At 72.9% G+C, this 18,477-nt stretch carries 16 protein-coding genes; 9 read left to right on the forward strand and 7 right to left on the reverse strand.

The window, feature by feature from the left end; genetic code table 11:
* Nucleotides 1-39: 39 nt before the first annotated feature.
* On the reverse strand, nucleotides 40-600 hold the full coding sequence (locus ACSNOG_RS20705; RefSeq protein ID WP_436754163.1) for a hypothetical protein: 561 nt from the start codon (nucleotides 598-600) through the stop codon (nucleotides 40-42).
* A gap of 298 nt (nucleotides 601-898) precedes the next feature.
* On the opposite strand from ACSNOG_RS20705, the gene ACSNOG_RS20710 reads away from it, so the two are divergent.
* The 4 genes from ACSNOG_RS20710 (at nucleotide 899) to ACSNOG_RS20725 (ending at nucleotide 5,894) form a co-directional block, all read left to right on the forward strand.
* Nucleotides 899-1,267: a hypothetical protein gene (locus ACSNOG_RS20710; RefSeq protein WP_436754164.1), complete on the forward strand. Its 369-nt coding sequence runs from the start codon at nucleotides 899-901 to the stop codon at nucleotides 1,265-1,267.
* A gap of 247 nt (nucleotides 1,268-1,514) precedes the next feature.
* A complete protein-coding gene (locus ACSNOG_RS20715) occupies nucleotides 1,515-3,038 on the forward strand; it encodes a peptidoglycan DD-metalloendopeptidase family protein (RefSeq protein WP_436754165.1) in 1,524 nt (507 codons plus the stop codon).
* Nucleotides 3,039-3,085: 47 nt separating this feature from the next.
* Nucleotides 3,086-5,152 (forward strand): family 43 glycosylhydrolase, encoded by a 2,067-nt coding sequence (locus ACSNOG_RS20720; protein ID WP_436754166.1) that lies wholly within the window; start codon nucleotides 3,086-3,088, stop codon nucleotides 5,150-5,152.
* Nucleotides 5,153-5,474: 322 nt separating this feature from the next.
* The gene (locus tag ACSNOG_RS20725) at nucleotides 5,475-5,894 is read left to right on the forward strand and encodes a hypothetical protein (RefSeq protein ID WP_436754167.1); all 420 of its coding nucleotides are present in this window, start codon (nucleotides 5,475-5,477) and stop codon (nucleotides 5,892-5,894) included.
* A gap of 33 nt (nucleotides 5,895-5,927) precedes the next feature.
* Here the strand turns inward: ACSNOG_RS20725 and ACSNOG_RS20730 are convergent, their stop codons facing one another.
* From ACSNOG_RS20730 to ACSNOG_RS20745, 4 genes are all read right to left on the reverse strand, one after another.
* Nucleotides 5,928-8,897 (reverse strand): pyridoxal-dependent decarboxylase, encoded by a 2,970-nt coding sequence (locus tag ACSNOG_RS20730; protein ID WP_436754168.1) that lies wholly within the window; start codon nucleotides 8,895-8,897, stop codon nucleotides 5,928-5,930.
* Complete coding sequence (locus ACSNOG_RS20735; RefSeq protein ID WP_436754169.1) at nucleotides 8,881-9,732, reverse strand: hypothetical protein; 852 nt, start codon at nucleotides 9,730-9,732, stop codon at nucleotides 8,881-8,883. The genes ACSNOG_RS20730 and ACSNOG_RS20735 overlap by 17 nt, the downstream gene beginning before the upstream one ends.
* Nucleotides 9,733-9,755: 23 nt before the next feature.
* Entirely contained in the window at nucleotides 9,756-11,201 is a 1,446-nt protein-coding gene (locus ACSNOG_RS20740; RefSeq protein WP_436754170.1) for a pyridoxal phosphate-dependent decarboxylase family protein, read from the reverse strand.
* 113 nt (nucleotides 11,202-11,314) lie between these two features.
* A complete protein-coding gene (locus tag ACSNOG_RS20745) occupies nucleotides 11,315-12,250 on the reverse strand; it encodes a LysR family transcriptional regulator (RefSeq protein ID WP_436754171.1) in 936 nt (311 codons plus the stop codon).
* Between the two features lie 89 nt (nucleotides 12,251-12,339).
* On the opposite strand from ACSNOG_RS20745, the gene ACSNOG_RS20750 reads away from it, so the two are divergent.
* The 3 genes from ACSNOG_RS20750 (at nucleotide 12,340) to ACSNOG_RS20760 (ending at nucleotide 15,026) form a co-directional block, all read left to right on the forward strand.
* Nucleotides 12,340-13,260, forward strand: a complete 921-nt coding sequence (locus ACSNOG_RS20750; protein WP_436754172.1) for a zinc-binding dehydrogenase — start codon at nucleotides 12,340-12,342, stop codon at nucleotides 13,258-13,260.
* Nucleotides 13,257-14,282: an alpha/beta hydrolase family protein gene (locus tag ACSNOG_RS20755; protein ID WP_436754173.1), complete on the forward strand. Its 1,026-nt coding sequence runs from the start codon at nucleotides 13,257-13,259 to the stop codon at nucleotides 14,280-14,282. Before ACSNOG_RS20750 ends, ACSNOG_RS20755 begins: the two co-directional genes overlap by 4 nt.
* A gap of 90 nt (nucleotides 14,283-14,372) precedes the next feature.
* Nucleotides 14,373-15,026: a hypothetical protein gene (locus ACSNOG_RS20760; RefSeq protein WP_436754174.1), complete on the forward strand. Its 654-nt coding sequence runs from the start codon at nucleotides 14,373-14,375 to the stop codon at nucleotides 15,024-15,026.
* A gap of 69 nt (nucleotides 15,027-15,095) precedes the next feature.
* Here the strand turns inward: ACSNOG_RS20760 and ACSNOG_RS20765 are convergent, their stop codons facing one another.
* Nucleotides 15,096-15,659, reverse strand: coding sequence for a dihydrofolate reductase family protein (locus ACSNOG_RS20765; protein WP_436754175.1), 564 nt, complete (start codon nucleotides 15,657-15,659; stop codon nucleotides 15,096-15,098).
* 344 nt (nucleotides 15,660-16,003) lie between these two features.
* On the opposite strand from ACSNOG_RS20765, the gene ACSNOG_RS20770 reads away from it, so the two are divergent.
* Both ACSNOG_RS20770 and ACSNOG_RS20775 read left to right on the forward strand, forming a co-directional pair.
* Nucleotides 16,004-16,318 carry a hypothetical protein gene (locus ACSNOG_RS20770; RefSeq protein ID WP_436754176.1) on the forward strand — a complete coding sequence of 105 codons (315 nt, stop codon included), beginning with the start codon at nucleotides 16,004-16,006 and terminating at the stop codon, nucleotides 16,316-16,318.
* A gap of 10 nt (nucleotides 16,319-16,328) precedes the next feature.
* On the forward strand, nucleotides 16,329-17,402 hold the full coding sequence (locus ACSNOG_RS20775; RefSeq protein ID WP_436754177.1) for a M14 family metallopeptidase: 1,074 nt from the start codon (nucleotides 16,329-16,331) through the stop codon (nucleotides 17,400-17,402).
* Between the two features lie 51 nt (nucleotides 17,403-17,453).
* On the opposite strand, the gene ACSNOG_RS20780 is transcribed toward ACSNOG_RS20775, so the two are convergent.
* Nucleotides 17,454-18,407: an alpha/beta fold hydrolase gene (locus ACSNOG_RS20780; protein ID WP_436754178.1), complete on the reverse strand. Its 954-nt coding sequence runs from the start codon at nucleotides 18,405-18,407 to the stop codon at nucleotides 17,454-17,456.
* Nucleotides 18,408-18,477: the final 70 nt, after the last annotated feature.

Consider the following 18,477-nt stretch of genomic DNA (forward strand, 5'->3'; position numbering starts at 1 on the left):
GCGCCAGGGGGCGAGGCGAGGCGCCAGGGGCGGGGCGCCTCAGTGCCGGGCGTTGTAGAACCCTATGCCGACGGATCCCCACCAGCACACCTGGGAGACCAGGGCCGTGCCCGCGCCCCAGGCGAGCAGCCCCCGGCCCGGAGGGGTGGGGGAGTGCTGGGCCAGGCGCCGGGTGAGCACCCCGGCCTGGAGGCCGTTGAGGGTGAGCACGACGATCATGACGAGCTTGGCGCGGGTGAGCGGGGAGGCCGGGTCCGGGTGCAGGAAGGCGCCGCTGGCCAGCAGCCCCGCCAGGCCGGCCCAGATGGGCACGTGCAGCCGGCCGACGGCGCTCAGTGCGTCGGCGAGCGCGAGCCGCCGGGTGACCCACAGCAGCCCGAACCAGTCGGCGGCCAGGACCGCGCCGAAGCCGAGGGCCAGGGAGGCGAGGTGCACGAAGAGAGCCCCCGTATGCAGCGCCTCGTCGGTGCGGACGTGCAAGGAGACCCACAGGCAGCCCGCCAGGGCCAGGCACGCCCCGAGCGCGCCCGCTGCGACCGTCCACCACGAGTCGTACAGGCGCAGCGGCTGTGGCTGCGGCTGTGACTGAGGAGCGGACACGGAACCTCCCGGTACACGAGGTGAGAAGAGCGCACGGTGGGGAGCGCGGGAAAAGAAGTAGGTAAGCCTTACCTATATTCGTCACTCTCCGTCAAAGCCGGCCCGTCGATACGTCCCGATCCGGGCCGAAGCGTGACCGCTCCGAGACCGCGCCGACACCCGTCGGCCTCAGGCCGCCCACGTGTTCCTCTCTCGTGGGTACGACGCAATGCCGCGCCCACCGACGAGTGATTCCGCCGGACGGGTCACCGCCCGTGGATATCTGGAGGCATCGTCCCGACACCACGAAAGGAATCCCGTGCGTATCCGCCGCGCCCTGGGCACCGCCGTATCCGTCCTGCTCCTCACCACCCTGGCCGCCTCACCCGAGGCGCACGCCGCGAACGGCACGCTGACGGTCGACTACTCCCGCTGCAAAGCGGGCACCGGCATCACCGGCGTGGCCTGCCTCCGCGAGGCCGTGAGCAGGCGCGAGAAGGACCCCCAGGACGGCAAGTGCTACAGCCTGCTCACCGAGAACCGGGCCAAGATCCGCCGGCTCGCCAACGGCACCAGCCGCGCTCTGGTCTACTTCACCGACCGCCACTGCACACGGCGCGCGGGCGTCCTGGGCGCGGGCCGCCACCTGACGAACCCGCCGATCCGCAGCGTCCAATACCCGATCTGACCCTCCGGCCGGCCTCCGGCCCGCCCGCCCCGGCCTCTGCCCGGAGGAGGGACGTGTGCGAGCCGGGGGCGACGCCGGCCGTCAGCTCGACGAAGGTCAGGAGAGACGTCGTCAATCCGTAGCGTTCCCGGTGCCCTCGCGCGGCCGTCGTGGTTAGCGTCCACCCCGCCGGTTCGCGCGAGCCCCCGCTCGGCGAGCCGCAACGCACCCCACCGTTCCGATATGACCCGAGGGGGAAGGACGCGACGTGCTACACGGTCTCTCCGGACGGGCACTGCGCCTCGCTCTGGCGGCGGCAGTCACCGTACCGCTGGCGCTGTTGACGACGTCCCCGGCCGCTGCGCAAGCCCGGGCAGCCGGGTTCGCCGCCTCGTGCCCGGCGGCCGGCTTCATCGCCGATCCCTACGGCGGAGCTCGCAATCACGACGGCATCGACATCGCCAACGACTACGGCACGCCGATCTATGCCGTGGGCGACGGCGAAGTCATCAACTCCGGTCCTGCCCAGGGCTACGGCCAGTGGATCCGCATCCTGCACCCCGACGGAACGGTGACCGAGTACGGGCACATGTACCGGCGGGACGTGGCCGTGGGGGACCGGGTGACGGCAGGGCAGCAGATCGCGCTCATGGGCGCCGAGGGCGAGGCCTCCGGCCCCCACCTCCATCTGCGGGTACGACGCGACACCAGCATGAACCGCGGCATCGACCCCGTCCCCTATCTCGAAGAACGCGGCGTCGGCATGCCGTGCACGCCGGGCCGGCGCCCCGGGCCGGCACCGCTCGTGTATCCGGTGGAGCCGGGCCGGGTGGTGTCGGCGCGGTCCGCCGACGGCCGGCTGGAGACCTTCGCGGCCGGGGCCGACGGGGTGCACCACGCCTGGCAGACCCAGGTCAACGGCAGCTGGTCGGAGTGGGAACGACTGGGCGGTCCCGGCAACGCGCAGCTGGCCGTCGCTCCCAACGCCGACGGGCGCCTGGAGGCGTTCGCGGCCAACGGAGGCACCGTCCAGCACCGTTACCAGCTGTCGCCGTCCGGTGCCTGGTCGAACTGGGAGGAATTCGGTACCGGCGCAAGCGCCGTCGCCGCCGGAGCCAATGCCGACGGCCGGATCGAGGTGTTCGCCTCCGGCCCGGAGGGCGTCTTCCACCGGTATCAGACCGCGCCCAACAGCGGCTGGTCGGGCTGGGAGCCCACCGGCGGTGGTCCTGCGGCCGGCCGGGTGAAGATGGAGAAGGCTCCTGACGGCCGTCTCGAGGTGTTCGCCCTCAACGGGAGCGTCTTCCAGCACCAGTACCAGACCGCCGTCAACGGCGGCTGGTCGCCGTGGGAGGACTTCGGCGTCGGCGGCCACGACCTGACCGTCGACCACAACGCCGACGGCCGGATCGAGGTGTTCGCCTCCGGCCCGGTCGGAGTGTTCCACCGGTACCAGACGAACCCCACCAGCTGGTCGGGGTGGGAGCCCGTGCGAGGCCCCGCCGACTCCCGGCTCACGAGCGACCGCACCGCCGACGGGCGCGTCGAGGTCTTCGCCATCAAGAGTGACGCCGCCTCGCACATCTGGCAGAAGGGCGTGAACGCCGCCTACGGCGACTGGGACGACTTCGGCACCGGCGGAACCGAGATCACTGCCGCCACCAACGCCGACGGCCGCATCGAAGTCTTCGGCACCGGCAGGGACGGCGTCCTCCACAAGTGGCAGACCGGCTTCAGCACCTGGTCGCAATGGGCCCGGGTGAACAGCACCTCCGGCCCTCCGGTCACGTAAGCCGACACCGTCCACGGCCGGCCGCGGTACTCCTGCGGGAAGGACCCATGCATCCGATCAGCAGACGTCGTCTGTTCAAGGGCTGCGCCGCGGCGGGCGCACTCGCACTGCTGAAAGCCGGCGGCGGCGCGACAGCCGCCGCTGCACCGCCCCGGTCCCCGTCCCCGCCTCCGCCCCCGCGCCACGAGTGGGTCGGCGCGGGATCCTTCACGCACGTCTACGATCCGTCCACCCCCGGCGGGCGGCGCTACCTCAACGACCACACGCTGATCAAGGCGGCCGGCCGGTGGCACCTGTTCGGCATCGTCGGTGCCGGCGCGCCTCCCGGCCGTTCTCCCGACAGCGCGGCCGAGGTCTCCTTCGCCCATGCCTCCGCCCCGGATCCGTACGGCCCGTGGACCACGCACGCCGACGCGCTGACCGTCGACCCGGCGTACTTCGGCGAGGAACACCTGTGGGCGCCGCACGTCATCGAGGCGGGTGGTACGTACTGGATGTTCTACGCCGCCGGTGGGCGGAACGGCGCCGCGATCAACCTCGCCACCTCGACCGACCTGTTCACCTGGACGCGCCTCCCGGCCGGCCCGCTCTTCCGCGGACGCGTGGCGCGTGACCCGATGGTGGTGAGGATCGCCGGCCAGTGGGTGATGTACTACACCGAACTGTCCGGCCCGGACGGCCGTCACGCGGTGGCCTTCCGGCGCTCCGACGACCTGTTGCACTGGAGCGAACCAGGAATCGCGTTCACCGACGCGACCACCGATGCGACGGTGTCGGTCACCGAGTCGCCCTTCGTCGTCGAGCGGAACGGCTGGTACTACCTGTTCATCGGGCCCCGCAACGGCTACGACGGCACCGATGTGCTCGCGTCCCGCAACCCGTTCTCCTTCGGCCTCGACGGTTACGCGGGCCATGTGCCCGGTCACGCGGTCGAGGTCGTCACCGGCGGAACCGGCGGAGGGGAGTGGCACGGGAGCGCCGCGGGATGGTTCCGCCAGGGGCTGTACCTGACCCCCTTGCAGTGGCGGGACGTACCGCCGCCCTGGCAGAGCGCCGACAACCCCGCCGCCGCACCGGACGTCGACGGCCGGCTGACCGTGTGCGCACTGGACGCGAGCGGCAGCGCGTTGCTGAAACGCGTCCAGCTCGACCCGCAGTCCGACACCTGGACGCCGTGGGAGGAGTTCGGCGGGCCGGCCGGGGCGGTGCCCACGCTGGGCCGCAACGCCGACGGCAGGCTGGAGGTGTTCTCCCTCGGGCCGGGCGGTGCCGGACTGCACCACCGGGTGCAGCGGCCGGACGGCGGCTGGCACGACTGGGAGGAGTTCGGTGGCGCGGCAGGTGCGGCCCCGGCCGTGGCCCGCAATGCCGACGGCAGGCTGGAGGTCTTCGCCTTGGGCCCGGGCGGCACCACCGTCGCCCGGCGGAGGCAGCTCGCACCCGGGTCGCTGACGTGGGAGGCGTGGGACGGCGGTTTCGGCGGGCCTGCGGGAGCACCGCCCGTCGTCGCGGCCAATGCCGACGGACGGCTGGAAGTCTTCGCCCTGTCGCCCGGTGGCTCGGGGATCTACCACCGGTGGCAGGAGGCACCCAACGGCCCCTGGGCGCAGTGGACCCGCTTCGGCACTGCGGCCGGCACCGCGCCGCGCGTGGCGCGTGACGGCAGCGGCAGGCTCACGGTCGCCGCGTCGGCCCCGTCCGGTGTGGCGGCGTTCTACCGGCGTCAGACCGTGCCGAGCGGAGGCTGGGACGACTGGCAACCGATGTTCGGCTGGACCGCCGCGGCCCCGGTGCTCGTCCCCGACGCCGACGGCAGGCTCGAGGGCCTGGCCCTGTCCCCCGGCGGCGCGCGGCTCAGCCACCGCCGGCAGGTCACCCCCGATGGCAGCTGGGACGCCGGTGACGACTTCGGCGAGCCCGGCGTCCGGCTCGCCGCCCCGCCGACGGCCGCGGTCGACGCCGCCGGACGGATGCACGTCTTCGCCGTGACCACCGAGGGCCGGATGCGCACCCGTGTACAGTCCCGGCCCGGCAGCGGCTGGAGCCCATGGACGGCGTTCGGTGACCGCCCGGTCGCCCCCGTCCCGTCGGGCAGTCCCGCCTACTGGGGTTGACCTTACGGGTCGGGAGGGACGCGGCGGTACCGGGGCGCGTCGGCGGGCGCCCGCGCCGCCCGGGGACACCGCGCTGCTGCTCGTCGCCGGCTTCCGGGTCGTGTGCCGGACGTGCTTCGGGCCGGAACGAAAGGATGCTGCCGTCGGTACGCGGTGGCATTGCGGGAGGGGTGGGGCGGACATGGGCGGGCGACTCTCATGGGGCAGGAGGCTGGGGTGCGTGGCGGCGGCGTCGCTGGCCGCGCTGGTGCACGCGGCGCCTGATACGGCGGCGCACACTTCGCACACTGCGCGTACTTCGCACACTGCCGCTGCTGCTGCCGTGAGCTGTGCGGGGAGCAACACCGTCTCGTTCTCGCCCGGTCTGTCGCTGACGGCGCAGCGGACCCGGATCGGCGGCAGCGGTGCGTACAGCTGTCTTTCCACGGACCCGGCGCTGCGGTCGGGCGTGTCCTCGATCAGCGGCGGCGGGTGGAACGGCTGCTTCTCCTCCGATGCGACCACGGTCGAGCGGATCACCTGGAACACCGGGGAGCAGACGACGGTCGTCTACCACGTGGGGACCGTGCAGCAGGTCGCCGGGCAGGCGGTCGTCCTGGTCGCGGGCCGGGTGGCGAAAGGGAGGTTCAAGGGCCGGACGGTGGCCTCGCCGGGGCTTCAGGTCACGCTCGATCCGCTGAAGTGCGCGTCGAAGGACGGGGTCGGGCAGATCACCGGGCCGTCGACGCTGGTGATCGTCTGACCGGGAGGCCGGTCAGGGGCGGCGGATGTCGCGTCAGGCCTCGCGGCCGTAGCGGGTGACCAGGTCCAGCACGTACGCGGCGTCGGCACGCGTGCTGGTGGGATTGATGGTGCACATGCGCAGCACGGTGGCTCCTCGCACCGTGGTGGTGAGGAGGACGGCTCCGCCGTCGGCGCACACCCTGCGGCTGATGTGTGCCTGTGCCGCGTCGGCGTCCCACGCCGCGGGCGTGTCCCGGGGCCGGTAGCGGAAGGTGAGGATGGCGAGGCTGGGCGGCGTGACCAGTTCCAACTCGGGGTGGGCCTCGACGAGTCCGGCGGCGTACTCCGCGAGGTCCGCGCCCTGCTCGATGGCCCGCCGGAAGGCTCCGGCGCCGAAGGTCTTCAGGGAGAGCCAGAGCTTCAGGGCGCGCAGGCCGCGGCTCTGCTGCGGGCCGTAGTCGGAGAGGTTGACCTCCTCGCATACGGGGGCGGCCGGATGGGCCGGCCGGAGATATCCCTGGTCCAGGGCGTGCCGCGCCACGCCGAAGGTCTCCGGGAGCAGTTCGGGACGCCGGAGCAGGACGCAGCCGATCTCGTAGGGCTGGAACAGCCATTTGTGCGGGTCGACGGTGAGGGAGTCGGCCCGGCCGAGGGCGTCGCGCAGGTGGTGACCGCGTGAGGTGCCGGCGACGGCCGCGCCGTGAGCACCGTCCACGTGCAGCCACAGGTCTTCCTCCTGGCACACGTCGGCCACGCGGTCGAGCGGGTCGACGGCCCCGGTGCCGGTCGTGCCGAGCGTGGCCACGACGGCGAAGGGACGCAGCCCCGCGCGCCGGTCACGGCCGATGCGCTCCGCCAAGGCGCCGGCGTCCAGGCGCAGGTCGTCGTCCGGGGGCAGGACGGTGAGCTGCTCGCGGGCGAGGCCCAGGAGGTGGGCCGCCTGTGCGACGGAGGGGTGGGCCTGGGAGGAACAGTACAGACGGGCGTGCCGCCCCGGCCGGCCGTCGAGCCGGTGGTCGCGGGCCACGGCCAGACAGGTCAGGTTGGCCAGGGACCCGCCGCTGACGAACAGGCCGCCGTGGCCGTCCGGGAGGCCGAGGAACGCCTTGAGCCAGCGCAGGGTGGTGAGTTCGATCCGGGTGGGGCCCGCCCCGACGAGCCAGGCGCCGGGGACGGAGAGGTACGCGGAGGCCAGCGCGTCGGCGAGCACGGCCGGGAAGTTGCCGGTGGAGGGCACGAAGGCGAAGCAGCGCGGGTGGTCCAGCCGGGTCGCCTCGGCCAGGGCCCGCTCGGTGACGTGGTCGAGGAGTCCGGGCAGGTCGCCGGTGCCGTGCTCGGGGAGGGGCTCGTCGAGGGCGTCCTGAAGAGCGCCGGGTGAGGGGACATGGCAGGGCGGCCGGGAGCCGTGGGTGGTCATCCGGTCGATGACGAGGTCGACGGCGTGGCGTCCGGCTTCGCGCATCGCCCGCACACTCATCCGCAGGAGCGGCGGCTCCTGACCGGCGCTCCTTTCCTCCTCGGCGGTGCCCCTGTCCTCGTCCCGGGCGTCCCTGTCCTCGTCCCTGGTGCTCCTGTCCTCGTCCCCGGTGCTCCTGTCCTCGTCCCGGGCGCTCCCGTCCTCGCCCTCGGCGCTCCGGTCGTCCTCCTCTGCGCTCCGGTTCTGCTCCTCCGCGTCCGGTGCGAAGGCCGCGATCCAGGCCGAGGCGCCGGGCCGCAGGCGCGGACGGGGCCTGAGCCCGGCGACCGGCTGCGGGAACTGGACCAGCGCCAGTTCCTCGCCCGCGGCGACCGGCCCGGAGCGGGCAACGGCCCACCACAGGGCCTCGTCGTCGGCCAGCCGGGACACCACGGCCGGCCCGGGGAGCGGTCCGCTCAGTCCGCTTACCCCGCGGCCGTCCCGGCGGTAGCGCCCCGTCGGGGGCAGATGGCACACCACGGTGTCCGTACGGGCGTGCACCACGAGCTGACTGTGGCGCACGCCGCGCGGCACCTGCACGGCCGCCGCAGGGGGCAGGGCGGGGAGGAGGCAGGACAGCACGTGCAGGCCCAGGGTCGGCAGAAGTCCTGCCGCGCTCTCGGCGGCGTGGACCAGGGACACCACTGTCTGGAAGCGCGGATTGACCTCGACGGCCCGCAGCCGGCCGCTCTCCTCCACGAGGTCCAGGCCGAAGGCACCGCGGAAACCGCGCCTCCGCAGGACCTCACCCACGCGGTACGCGGCCGCCCGGGCCTGGCCGTACAGTCCTTCCGGCAGGTCGTCCGGGCCGACGAGCTGGTTGCCGCAGTGCGCGCCCCAGGAGGCGGCCAGCTCGGCCAGTCCGACGAGCTGGTGGGAGACCGCCGAGACGACGGTCCGGTCCGGCCCGGCGCACGCGGTGACGGTCAGGGAGACCCCGGGGCAGAAGCGGCTGAGCTTGACGGGTTCGTCGGGCCAGGCTTCCAGGCGGGCCCGCAGGCTCGACGGTCCGTCGACGAGGGCGGTCCCGCGGCCGATGAGGTTGTTCGCCGCCCGCTGGGCGACGGCCCGTGGCCACCGGCCGTTCCAGTACGCCTCCGCCGGCTCGCGGCCCGTCGCGGGGATCACCCGGAAGGGCGGGACGGGGACGCCGGCCTCGGCGAACAGCCGGGTGGCGCAGATCTTGTCGGCGGCCCACGCGGTGACGCCGGCGTCCGCGGCCAGCAGCCGGTAGCCGTGCGTCCGGGCCCAGGTACGGGCGTTGTCCCCGTGCTCGGGGGCGAAGGACACACAGACGCGGCGTGGACCGGCCGGGCACGGCGGCGGGCCGGGCGGGGGTGGCGGCAGCGGCTGCCAGGCGGAGACCGGTTCGTGCCGGAGCCATGCGGGCACCGGCTGGAAGGACGCGCTCACGGCGGGGCAGTGGTCGAGCCACACGACCTCGTCCACCAGGTCGTCCAGCAGCCGCAGACCGGTCCGCGCGTCGATGCCTTCGAGGGTTTCGAGGCCTTCGACGTCCCCCACGGCCCGCGAGGCGGGGCTCACGCGGTCACTCACATGTCGCACGGCCGCTCCTCTGCCCGGTGGTGTGCTGATACAGGAGCGAGGCGCCGTCCGGCACACAGCGCTCGCAGATCGCCGCGTGCGCCTTCCGGTTCCGCCGCCGTGCCGCCCGCAGCAGGGCCTCCTCGTGACGGATCGCGGCGAGGAGCGGCGCCGGCGCCGACAGGTTGCCGAGCGCGGCCTTGAGGGCGTGCGTCCGCTCGGTCAGGACGCGGTGCTCCTGATTGAGGGTCCCGGAGAAGCCCGGCGCGGCGAACGGCGGTTCCATCGTGGGGCGTACGTCGTGCGTGTAGGCGGAGGCGGGGAAGTCCGAGGCGTAGGCCATGGCGGCGGTGGCCGCGTCGTACAGCGTCCGTAACCGCTCCAGGCCGTGGCGGACCGATGCCCACTGTTCTTCGCCGACCGCGGCCAAGGTGTCGTCGCACGTGCTGTTCATGGTGGTCAGTAGGAGGTGGAAGAGCTGGTGGCCGAGTTTCCAGCGGTGCAGTGCGCCGCCGCCCGGGCCGTCGGCGGGCCCGTCCGGTACGGGTCCCGGTACGGGTCCCGGTGCGGGTCCCGGTGCGGATCCTGCCGCGGACCGCAGCCACGCGGTGAGCGTGGAGTGGGAGGCGTGCAACAGGCCGGTCAGGACGGCGGCACGCTGGGAGTCGTCCAGAGCGGTGTGCGGAAGGTCGGCGAGGACGGCTGCCTGGAGCCGGAGCACGTCGCACGTCCAGGACGCCAGGTCCGGCGCGTGACGCACGATGTGGAAGTAGCGGTCGTAATCGGCGGGCGTGGCGGCACCGGCCGCCGTCCGTACGGGGATGCGCGCATCGGTGGCCAGGGTCAGGGGTGCCAACGGTGCCCGTGGCAGCTCGCCGTTCACCGGCCGCACCCCCGGGGAGCCGGCCACGACGCCTTGGCCAGCTGTTCCACCCGCCGGTGCAGGCGCTCCAGATACGGCTCGCTCTCCGGCTTCATCAGCACGCTGCGCAGCACGTGGGTGTGGTCGCCGTCCGCGACGGCGCCGGCGTGACGGGCGGTGAACGCGGGGGCGGTGACACGGGCGACACTGAGGAAGACGGGGTCCTCCTTGGCGTTCATCCCCCGGTGCATCACCTCCTTGCTCGCCACGCCGACACGCGACAGGCGAGGGGGTGAACTCCCAGGAGGAGCAGGGTAGTACGTCACGATGTCGAGTTCGGGAGGCTGGTACGGCTCCAGGTACGGAGAGGCGCCGATCAGCTCGGTCCAGCGGACGGCGGCCCGCCGCCCGGCGGCGAGCACCGCTCCGAGCCCGCCAGGGGTGAGCGGCAGCAGCTTCAGCGTCAGCCACAGGGCGGCGGCGGCCGCGCCGGAGCGGGAGCATTCGAGGCTGATCTCCCCCAGATGGGGCCGACGGGACGTGAAGTAGGTGTACGGCGAGTCGTGCCGGAAGAACCGGGCGACGTCCGGGTCGCCGAACAGCACCGCCCCGCAACCGTAGGGCTGCAGACCGTGCTTGTGCGGATCGATCGCCACCGAATCGCACTGCGCGATCGCCCGCAGGGCGTCGCCGGTCTCCGGGGCGACGGGCGCCTGTTCCCCGTCGGCCTTCCTGTCGGCCTTTCTGTCGGCCTTCCCGTCGGCGAGCAGTCGGAAGAAGCCGCCGTAAGCGGCGTCGGCATGGACGCGCACCCCGTAACGGCGCGCCAGTGGGACGATGCGGTGCAGTGGATCGACGGCGCCCAGCGCCGTCGTGCCCGTGGTGGCGACGACCGTCCCGGCGACCCCGGTGGACAGCAGCCGCTCCAGCTCGCCCATGTCCATGCGCCCGCGATCGTCCGCCGGCACCGTGTACACGGGGACGCCCAGCAGATGGCACATACGGGCGTGGGTGTAGTGCGCCTCGGCGCTCACGGCCACCCCCGTGCCGGGGCGGCTCTCGCGGGCGACGAACAAGGCTTCGAGGTTGGCCTGGGTGCCGCTGCTGGTCAGATGCCCCAAGTGGTCCGCGAGACCGGCCATCTCCGCGAGCTGCCCGACCACCTCCTCCTCCATGGCGGAGGTCGCCGGACCGCCGTCCAGCGCGTGGTTGTTGGAGTTGACCAGCATGGCGGCCACATAGCCGGCGACCGCCACCGGATGCGGCGGCTTGAGCATCTGGCCCGCGTAGCAGGGATGGAAGAAGGGGTAGCTGCCGCGCAACCGGGCGGTCAGCTCCGCGAACGCCACCTCGCAGGCGGTTTCCCCGACCGCCGTCGCGGGATGCGCCGCGAACTCGCCGTACGTGCGCGCCCATTCCCGGAAGGCCTCGACTCCCCGCCCGAGCCAGTACTCCAGCTCCATACCCACCCCCGGCACCGGCCTCCGTCGACCCGACCCGATCACCGTAGCGGCGGAAAATAACCCCATCACGACAATCGGCGGCAATCACCTGAAAGAGGCGAGTGGGCCCGGTGTCACGGGAGTTGCGGCGGCGTGGGCGGTTCGGGCAGCCAGTCGCGGGCCGGGTCGTATTCCAGCCACCGGCTTCGTGCTGCCTCTGCGGCACAGGCGGCGGTGAGGGTGCTGAGGCCGGGGTGTTCGTCTCCGGTGCGCCACAGCAGGGACCAGGCGTACAGCGGGGTGGGGCCGACCAGGGGGACGGCGCGCAGCCCGGGGAGCTCCGGTAGGGGGACGTCGGCGGGGAGCAGGGAGAAGCGCTGCGGGTCCCGCGCCACTTCTTCGAGGAAGTGGGTGAGCCCCAGGTTGACGCTCGTGGCCCGGTCGCGGATGCCGAACCGTTCGGCGAACCGGTGGAGGAAGTCGAGCCGGTCCGGCCTTCCCGGCGCCCACAGCACGCTGCCGCGCAGTTGGCCGGGCCGCAGCGCCGGTTCGGCTGCGAGGGGATGGTCCGCGCTCAGTACGGCGTCGACGGGTTCGAGGCGGACGAGGCGGTGGGTCAGCCCCGCGTGCAGCGGGGGGTGGACCCGGCCGAAGGCCGCGTCGATGTCGCCGTGCAGCAGTGCGTCCGTCACCGACGGCAGGTCGCGCCCGTGCCCCGCCACGAGGTCCCCGACCCGCTCCGCGACCCGGGCCAGCGTCCGCATCGGCGCGTAGAGGTGTCCCCAGACGTCGACCCGCAGCGGGCGCTGCCTGCCGAGAGCCGCCGTGACCGCTGCGTCGGCGGCGGCCAGGGTCTGCCGGGCCGGCGGGAGGAAACGCTGACCGGCCGCGGTGAGGTGTACGCCGCCGGCGGCGCGTCGGAACAGGGCGACGCCGAGCAGGGATTCCAGCCGCGCGATCCTCTTGGACAGCGCCTGCTGGGTGATGGCGAGCGTGCCGGCCGCCCGCCCGAAGTGCAGTTCCTCGGCGGCGCGTACGAAGGCACGTACGTGTGCCACGTCGAGATCCATGGCTCTCACCATAGGTGACAACCAAAGGTTGTCGGCCGTGCCCGATCGTTGTTGGATCGCCGGGCGGACGCCGGGGTTGCATTCCCGGCATGCAAAGACTGATTCCCACGGGCGACGCGGCGCGTCCGGTCGCCTTCGCCGAGGCTCCTCAGCCCGTTCCGGAGCCCGGCGAGGCCCTGGTCAAGGTCGAGGCGTTCGCGCCGAACCGGGGCGAGACGTTCCTCCTCGAGAGCCCCCGCCCGGGGCTGCTGCCCGGCAAGGACATCGCGGGCCTCGTCGTACAGGCCGCCGCGGACGGCTCGGGGCCCGGCATCGGCACGCGGGTCGTCGGGCATCCGGCACAAGGAGGCTGGGCCGAGTACGCCGCCGTGCCCACGCACTCCCTCGCGGTGCTCCCGGACGGCGTCGACAGCGTCCGGGCGGCGGCCCTGCCCCTGGCCGGGATCACGGCCCTGCGCCTGCTGCGGACGGCCGGTTCCCCGGCCGGCCGGCGGGTGCTGCTGACCGGCGCCTCGGGCGGGGTCGGCCACTACGTCACCGAGCTGGCTGTCGCGGCCGGTGCCGAGCTGACTGCGGTCACGGCCACCCCGGCGCGCGGCCGGCGGCTCGCCGAAATGGGGGCCACGGTGGTGCACGAGGTCGCGGCGGCCCAGGGGCCGTTCGACGTCGTGCTGGAGTCCACGGGCGGGCCGGACCTGCCGCTCGCCCTCTCCAAGGCGCGCCCCGGCGGCCTCCTCGTCTGGTTCGGCCAGGCGAGCCGTACCCCGGTCACCCTCGACTTCTTCCACCTGCTGGGCGGACCGGAGCGTGTGACCATCCGGCACTTCCACTACGCCGGTGCCCCGTACGGCCCTGACCTGGAGGCCCTGGTCAGCCTCGTGGAACGGGGGCGGTTGCACCCGGAGATCGGCCGGACCGCCGACTGGTCGCGGACCGCCGGCACCCTGGTCGACCTGCGGGAGCGCCGGATACGCGGCAAGGCCGTCCTGCTGACGGGGGGAGCACGATGAGCGCCGCCGAGCCCGGCGTCCTCGCCGCCGGTTTCGCCGCCGACTTCGCGGCCGCCCAGTGGACACGGGCCGTCGGTGCCGGCGTCGACCCCCACGAATACCGCCGCGTCACCGAGGGCCTCGCCTCCGTCGCCGACTGGGGGCCGTCGCTCCGGCGGACCGGGCACGACTACGCCGAGCGCGCCGAGAACGCGGGATCATCCGTCTCGGCAGGCGAGTACCTGCTGATGGCGGCCCGGTGGTTCCACCTCGCCACGCTCGCGCCGTACCCCGAGGCGCATCGTGCCGCCGCCGAGGCGGACCACGCCCTGGGCAGGGCGCTCACGGTGCTGGAGCCCGGCGCCCGGCGGGTGAGCGGCGAGGGGTTCACCGGCTGGCTGCGCGGCCCCGCCGACGCGCCCGGCACCGTGGTCGTCGTCCCCGGCCTGGACTCGGCCAAGGAGGAGTTCCTCGACGTGGTGTCCGCGCTGCTGGCCAGGGGGCTGGCGGTGTTCGCCATGGACGGCCCCGGGCAGGGCGCGCTCGCGGCCGGCACGGCCCTCAGGCCGGATTTCGAGCAGGTCGTGGGCCGGGTCATCGACGCCCTCGGCGTCCGGCGCATCGGGCTCGTCGGCCTCAGCCTGGGCGGCTATTTCGCCGCCCGCACAGCGGCACTGGAGCCGCGCGTGGCGGCGGCCGCCACCGTCAGCGGCCCGTTCCGCCTCGACTGGGAGGAACTGCCGGCGCCGGTGCGGGACATCATGGCCCGGCGCACCGGAGGCGCCGAAGCCGCCCGCGCGTTCGTCCGCCACGTCGACCTCGCCGCCCTGGCACCCCGCATCACGGCCCCGCTGCTGGTCGTGGACGGAGGCCAGGACGTCATCCCCGGCGTGACGAACGGCGAACCCCTGGCCCGCCTGGCACCCCACGGCACCTACCTCTCCGTCCCGCACGGCGACCACCTCCTCGGCAACGCCCGCCCCGACTGGCTGTTCCCTCTCAGCGACCACATCGCCCGCACCCTGACGGAAACACCGGCCTGAACCACTGAACGGCCGGTGGCACGGTCACCTTCGCCGCCTGCGCGTGTCGAAGCTTGCGGGTCGGGCTGTCAGCCGTGTAGAAGTCGGCCGGTGGACCCTGTCGTGCCTGTGCAGCACATCCCCTCTCCCGTCGCGCCGCTCCACGGCGAAGAACCGTTCATCGGCGCGGAAGGGGCAACAGTCTTCGATTTCTGGCGATACGCCCTGCCGGATCTCAAGACCAATACCACCCGGGGCCTCCTGGCGGAGTTCCTCGTGCACCGCGCTGTCGGAGCGCAACAGCGGAACCAGGAGTGGGAGAGCTTTGACGTACTGACGACCGATGGGCTGAGAATCGAGGTGAAGAGCAGCGCCTATCTCCAGGCGTGGGACCAGCGTGAATTTACGAAGGTCGTCTTCGACCGGCTGCAAACCCGCACCTGGAATCCGCAGACCGGTGACGCGAACGGGCCCACGTTCAACGCCGACGTGTACGTCTTCGCTCTGCACACCGCCACCAGTCACGACGACTACGACCCCCTGGACGTCCGCCAGTGGCAGTTCTACGTCGTCCCCGGCCCCGTGATCGAAGCCAAGGGCACGAAGAGCCTGGCCCTGAATTCCGTTCGGGCCCTGGCCGCCGGCCCCGTGCCTTACTCGGGCCTGGCGGCCCGGATCCGTGCCGCCGACCCCCGTGCCACGAAGGCGGAGGCAGGGCCCAGGGCACCGCGTCGGCCGGCCTCGCCTGCGGTGCCCAGTGCATGACCAAAGTGAGCCGACGGCCGGCGTGACCCCCTCAAGCCCGTTCCCTCCAGGGCCCGGCCGATGAGCCGGCTAGTGCGTCACGCGATAGCGGAGGTGGACGACTCCCGAAGCGAAGGTGCGGGTCTCGGCGAGTTCGAGGTCCACTCGGCGCTCGCACCGGGGGAAGAACGGAATGCCGCCGCCGACCAGCACCGGGTGGACCCTGGGCCGGTACTCGTCGATCAGTCCCGACGCGGCCGCCTCGGCGGCGAGAGTCGCGCCGCCGATCGCGATGTCGCCCTCCTCCGGCTCGGCGCGCAATCGCTCGATCTCCTCTGCCAGGCCGCCCGAGGCCAGGCGGGCATTGCCTTGCACTGCCGGCAGCGTGGTGGAGAACACCACCTTGGGGAGCGGCTTCCAGAGCGCGGCCCACTCGAGCATGGAGTCGTCGAGCGAGGGATCCTGGTCGGCGGTCTCCCAGTACAGCATCGTCTCGTACAGCCGCCGGCCCAGCAGATGGACGCCGACTTCCCGGATCTCGTCGGTGGCGAAACGGAAGAGCTCCTCGTCGGGCGCCGTCCAGGTGAAGTCGCCGTCCGGCCCGACGATGTAACCGTCGAGCGAGACGCCCATCGAATAGGTCACGCTGCGCATCAGAAGTCCTCCTCGGGAACGGTTCGACAGTACGACCGTTGGATGCGCGGGGTGCGTCGCGGCTCGCGGGCTCCCCTTCAGACACCGGCCGGGCCGCCTCGCCCGTCGGTGCGGCGATATCGGCCTCGGCAGCCGCCTGAGCCGTAGGCCCGAAGTACCGCTTGACGCGTTCTGCGGCGGGAGCGCACGCTGAAGAGACGAGGTGCATGTGAGACGTATGCGTACGTACCGCGCGTCCATGTGTCCACGGGTGCACGCCCACTCGTCCACTCGTCGTGAGCGCGCCGTGCCCGGCCGGGTCGCACGGCCCATCCGAGTCCGACGGCGCCCGAGAGGGGCCCGTCATGTCCAGTGAGTACACCGTTTTGCGTGTCCGCGTCACGGCCAAGGACGCCGACACCCTGCGCGCCCTGCTGCGCGACTCCCGCCCCGACGTCGGCGGCCGGATCCGCCGGAACGAGGACGGCAGCCTCACCTTCGACGCCTACGTCTCCCCCGAACAGGGCGAAGCCCTGGCCCGCGAGGGCGTGTCGGCCGTGGCCGTCGAGGACGCCACCGCCACCGGCCGCGCCCGCCAGGCCGAGGTGGGCGAAGGAGATCCGTTCGCCCCCGAGGATGCGGTTCCCCAGGGGCTCGCCCTCAAGGTGCGGGACAGCTAGGAGGGGCGCCATGCCGTATCTGAACACCACCGCGGTCGAATCCGGCGTGACCAGCCTGGCCGCCGCGTTCCCGACGGCGGACCTCATCGAACTGCCCGAGCCGACCTTCGAGGGCCGGACCTGCCACGCCCTGCGGATCGGCACCCACGACGGGCAGCCGAAGCCCGCCGTCGTCCTGATCGGCGGCGTACACGCCCGCGAGTGGGGCAGCTGCGAGATCCTGCTCAACTTCGCCGCCGACCTGTTGCACGCACACGCCGGCGGCACGGGCCTTGCGTACGGCGGTACGAGCTTCACCTCCGCCCAGGTGCGCACGATCCTGGAGAAGCTCGACGTCGTCGTTTTCCCCCTCGTCAACCCGGACGGCCGGCGCTACAGCCAGACCGTCGTCCCCTTGTGGCGGCCGAACCGCAATCCGGCCCAGTCCGGTGGCAACCCGGCCGCGGTCGGCGTCGACATCAACCGCAACTACGACCACCTCTTCGACTTCCGGACCGCCTTCCACCCCCTCGCTCCGGTCCGGGTCTCGGACGACCCGGCCGACCCCGATCAGGTCTATCAGGGCCCCGAGCCCTTCTCCGAGCCGGAGACCCGCAACGTGCGCCGGCTGCTGGACCACTTCGTCCGCACCCGTTGGTTCGTCGACGTCCACAGCTATTCCCAGAAGATGCTCTACGTGTGGGGCGACGACCAGAACCAGTCCGCCGACCCGGCCATGAACTTCCGCAACCCGCTCTTCGACGGCAAACGCGGACTGAAGGACGACCAGCTCTACGCCGAGTTCGTCGAGGAGCGCGATGCCGACGACTCCGCCGTGCTCGCCGAGCGTTTCTGCGAGGCCCTGAAAGGCGTACGCGGTAAGGAGTACACCCCCCAGCCGGCCTTCGACCTGTACCCGACCTGCGGAACCAGCGACGACTACACCTACGCGCGCCACATCCTCTCCGGCCAGGACGAGGAGAAGATCCTCGCCTTCACGGTCGAGTGGGGAACGGACTTCCACCCGCCATGGGCAGAGATGAAGAAGATCGTCCTCGATGTCGACGCCGGCCTCGTGCAGTTCTGCCTGACCGCTCTCGCCTAGCCGGTAGCGCTTCGCTCTCGAAGCGCTACCGCACCGGCCGCTCCGACGCGCTCACATGCCGTCAGGCGCGCCCGCCAGGTGAGCGATGAGCGCGTCCGCGACCGGGCCCGCCGCGCTCGGCGTGAGGTTGTGACCCATGCCGGGAACCATCAGGAGCCGGGCTCCGGCGATTTCCCGGGCGATGAGACGTCCGTGGCCGGGCTTGACCGGTTCGGCGGTGCCCTCGACGACGAGGGTCGGAGCGGTCACGCGGGCCAGGGCGCCCACCGGCTCGACCTCCGGGCCCGCCATCCCGGCGAGGCGGTGGTTGGCCGCGGTCCGGGGGTCGCGCATGCGGTCGTGGAGCCGCTCCTCCAGACGGCGCTGGGCGTCCTCGTCGAACTCGGCCGCGCCCTCCCGGCCGTGGAGGACGCGCGCCATCTCGACCTGGAAGTCGACGGCCTCGGCCCGGGTGGCGGGCGGCGCGCCGGCGGCGGCGTTCCGGAGGAAGGCGAGGAACTCCGGCTCCGGCTCGGGCAGGGCGCCCTCCGGCTGGGGTTCGCCCATGAGGGCCCGTACGAGCACCTGCCCCTCGCGGGCACCCAAGGGGGAGGAACCGATCACCGTGAGGCTGCGGACGCGGTCCGGGTGGTCGGCCGCGATCCACTGGGCGACCAGCCCGCCCGCGGAGTGGCCCACGACGTGGACCGGGGCGAGCCCCAGGGCGTCCACCAGCCCGAGCGCGTCGTCCTTCAGGTCGGCCCAGGTGTACGGGTGCTCCTCGAAGTCGCGGGCGGTCGAACGGCCCACGTCCCGGTGGTCGTAGCGCACGACCCGGTAACCGGCCGCCGCGATCCGTCCCACGAACTCGTCCGGCCACAGCAGTCCCTGAGCCATCGAACCGGCGATGAGCAGCACCGGCGGGTGCGCGGGGTCGCCGAACTCCTCCGTCCACAGTTCCACGCCGTTGGCCTCGACCATGCGCCCCGTCGTCGCAGTCTCCGACGTCTCCGCAGTCTCCGACATCTTCGATATGGCTGACATACCGTCCCCGTTTTCCGGTCGTTCTCTGTTCCGCCCGTCCGCCCGTGCTGCG

It is taken from the genome of Streptomyces sp. URMC 124 (assembly GCF_051386455.1).
Lineage (GTDB): Bacteria > Actinomycetota > Actinomycetes > Streptomycetales > Streptomycetaceae > Streptomyces.

Coding starts and splice junctions, on each gene's coding strand:
- ACSNOG_RS20720 (WP_436754166.1), top strand. CDS start 3,086: ATGCATCCGATCAGCAGACGTCGTCTGTTCAAGGGCTGCGCCGCGGCG.
- ACSNOG_RS20740 (WP_436754170.1), bottom strand. CDS start 11,201: ATGGAGCTGGAGTACTGGCTCGGGCGGGGAGTCGAGGCCTTCCGGGAA.
- ACSNOG_RS20745 (WP_436754171.1), bottom strand. CDS start 12,250: ATGGATCTCGACGTGGCACACGTACGTGCCTTCGTACGCGCCGCCGAG.
- ACSNOG_RS20750 (WP_436754172.1), top strand. CDS start 12,340: ATGCAAAGACTGATTCCCACGGGCGACGCGGCGCGTCCGGTCGCCTTC.
- ACSNOG_RS20755 (WP_436754173.1), top strand. CDS start 13,257: ATGAGCGCCGCCGAGCCCGGCGTCCTCGCCGCCGGTTTCGCCGCCGAC.
- ACSNOG_RS20765 (WP_436754175.1), bottom strand. CDS start 15,659: ATGCGCAGCGTGACCTATTCGATGGGCGTCTCGCTCGACGGTTACATC.
- ACSNOG_RS20770 (WP_436754176.1), top strand. CDS start 16,004: ATGTCCAGTGAGTACACCGTTTTGCGTGTCCGCGTCACGGCCAAGGAC.
- ACSNOG_RS20775 (WP_436754177.1), top strand. CDS start 16,329: ATGCCGTATCTGAACACCACCGCGGTCGAATCCGGCGTGACCAGCCTG.
- ACSNOG_RS20780 (WP_436754178.1), bottom strand. CDS start 18,407: ATGTCGGAGACTGCGGAGACGTCGGAGACTGCGACGACGGGGCGCATG.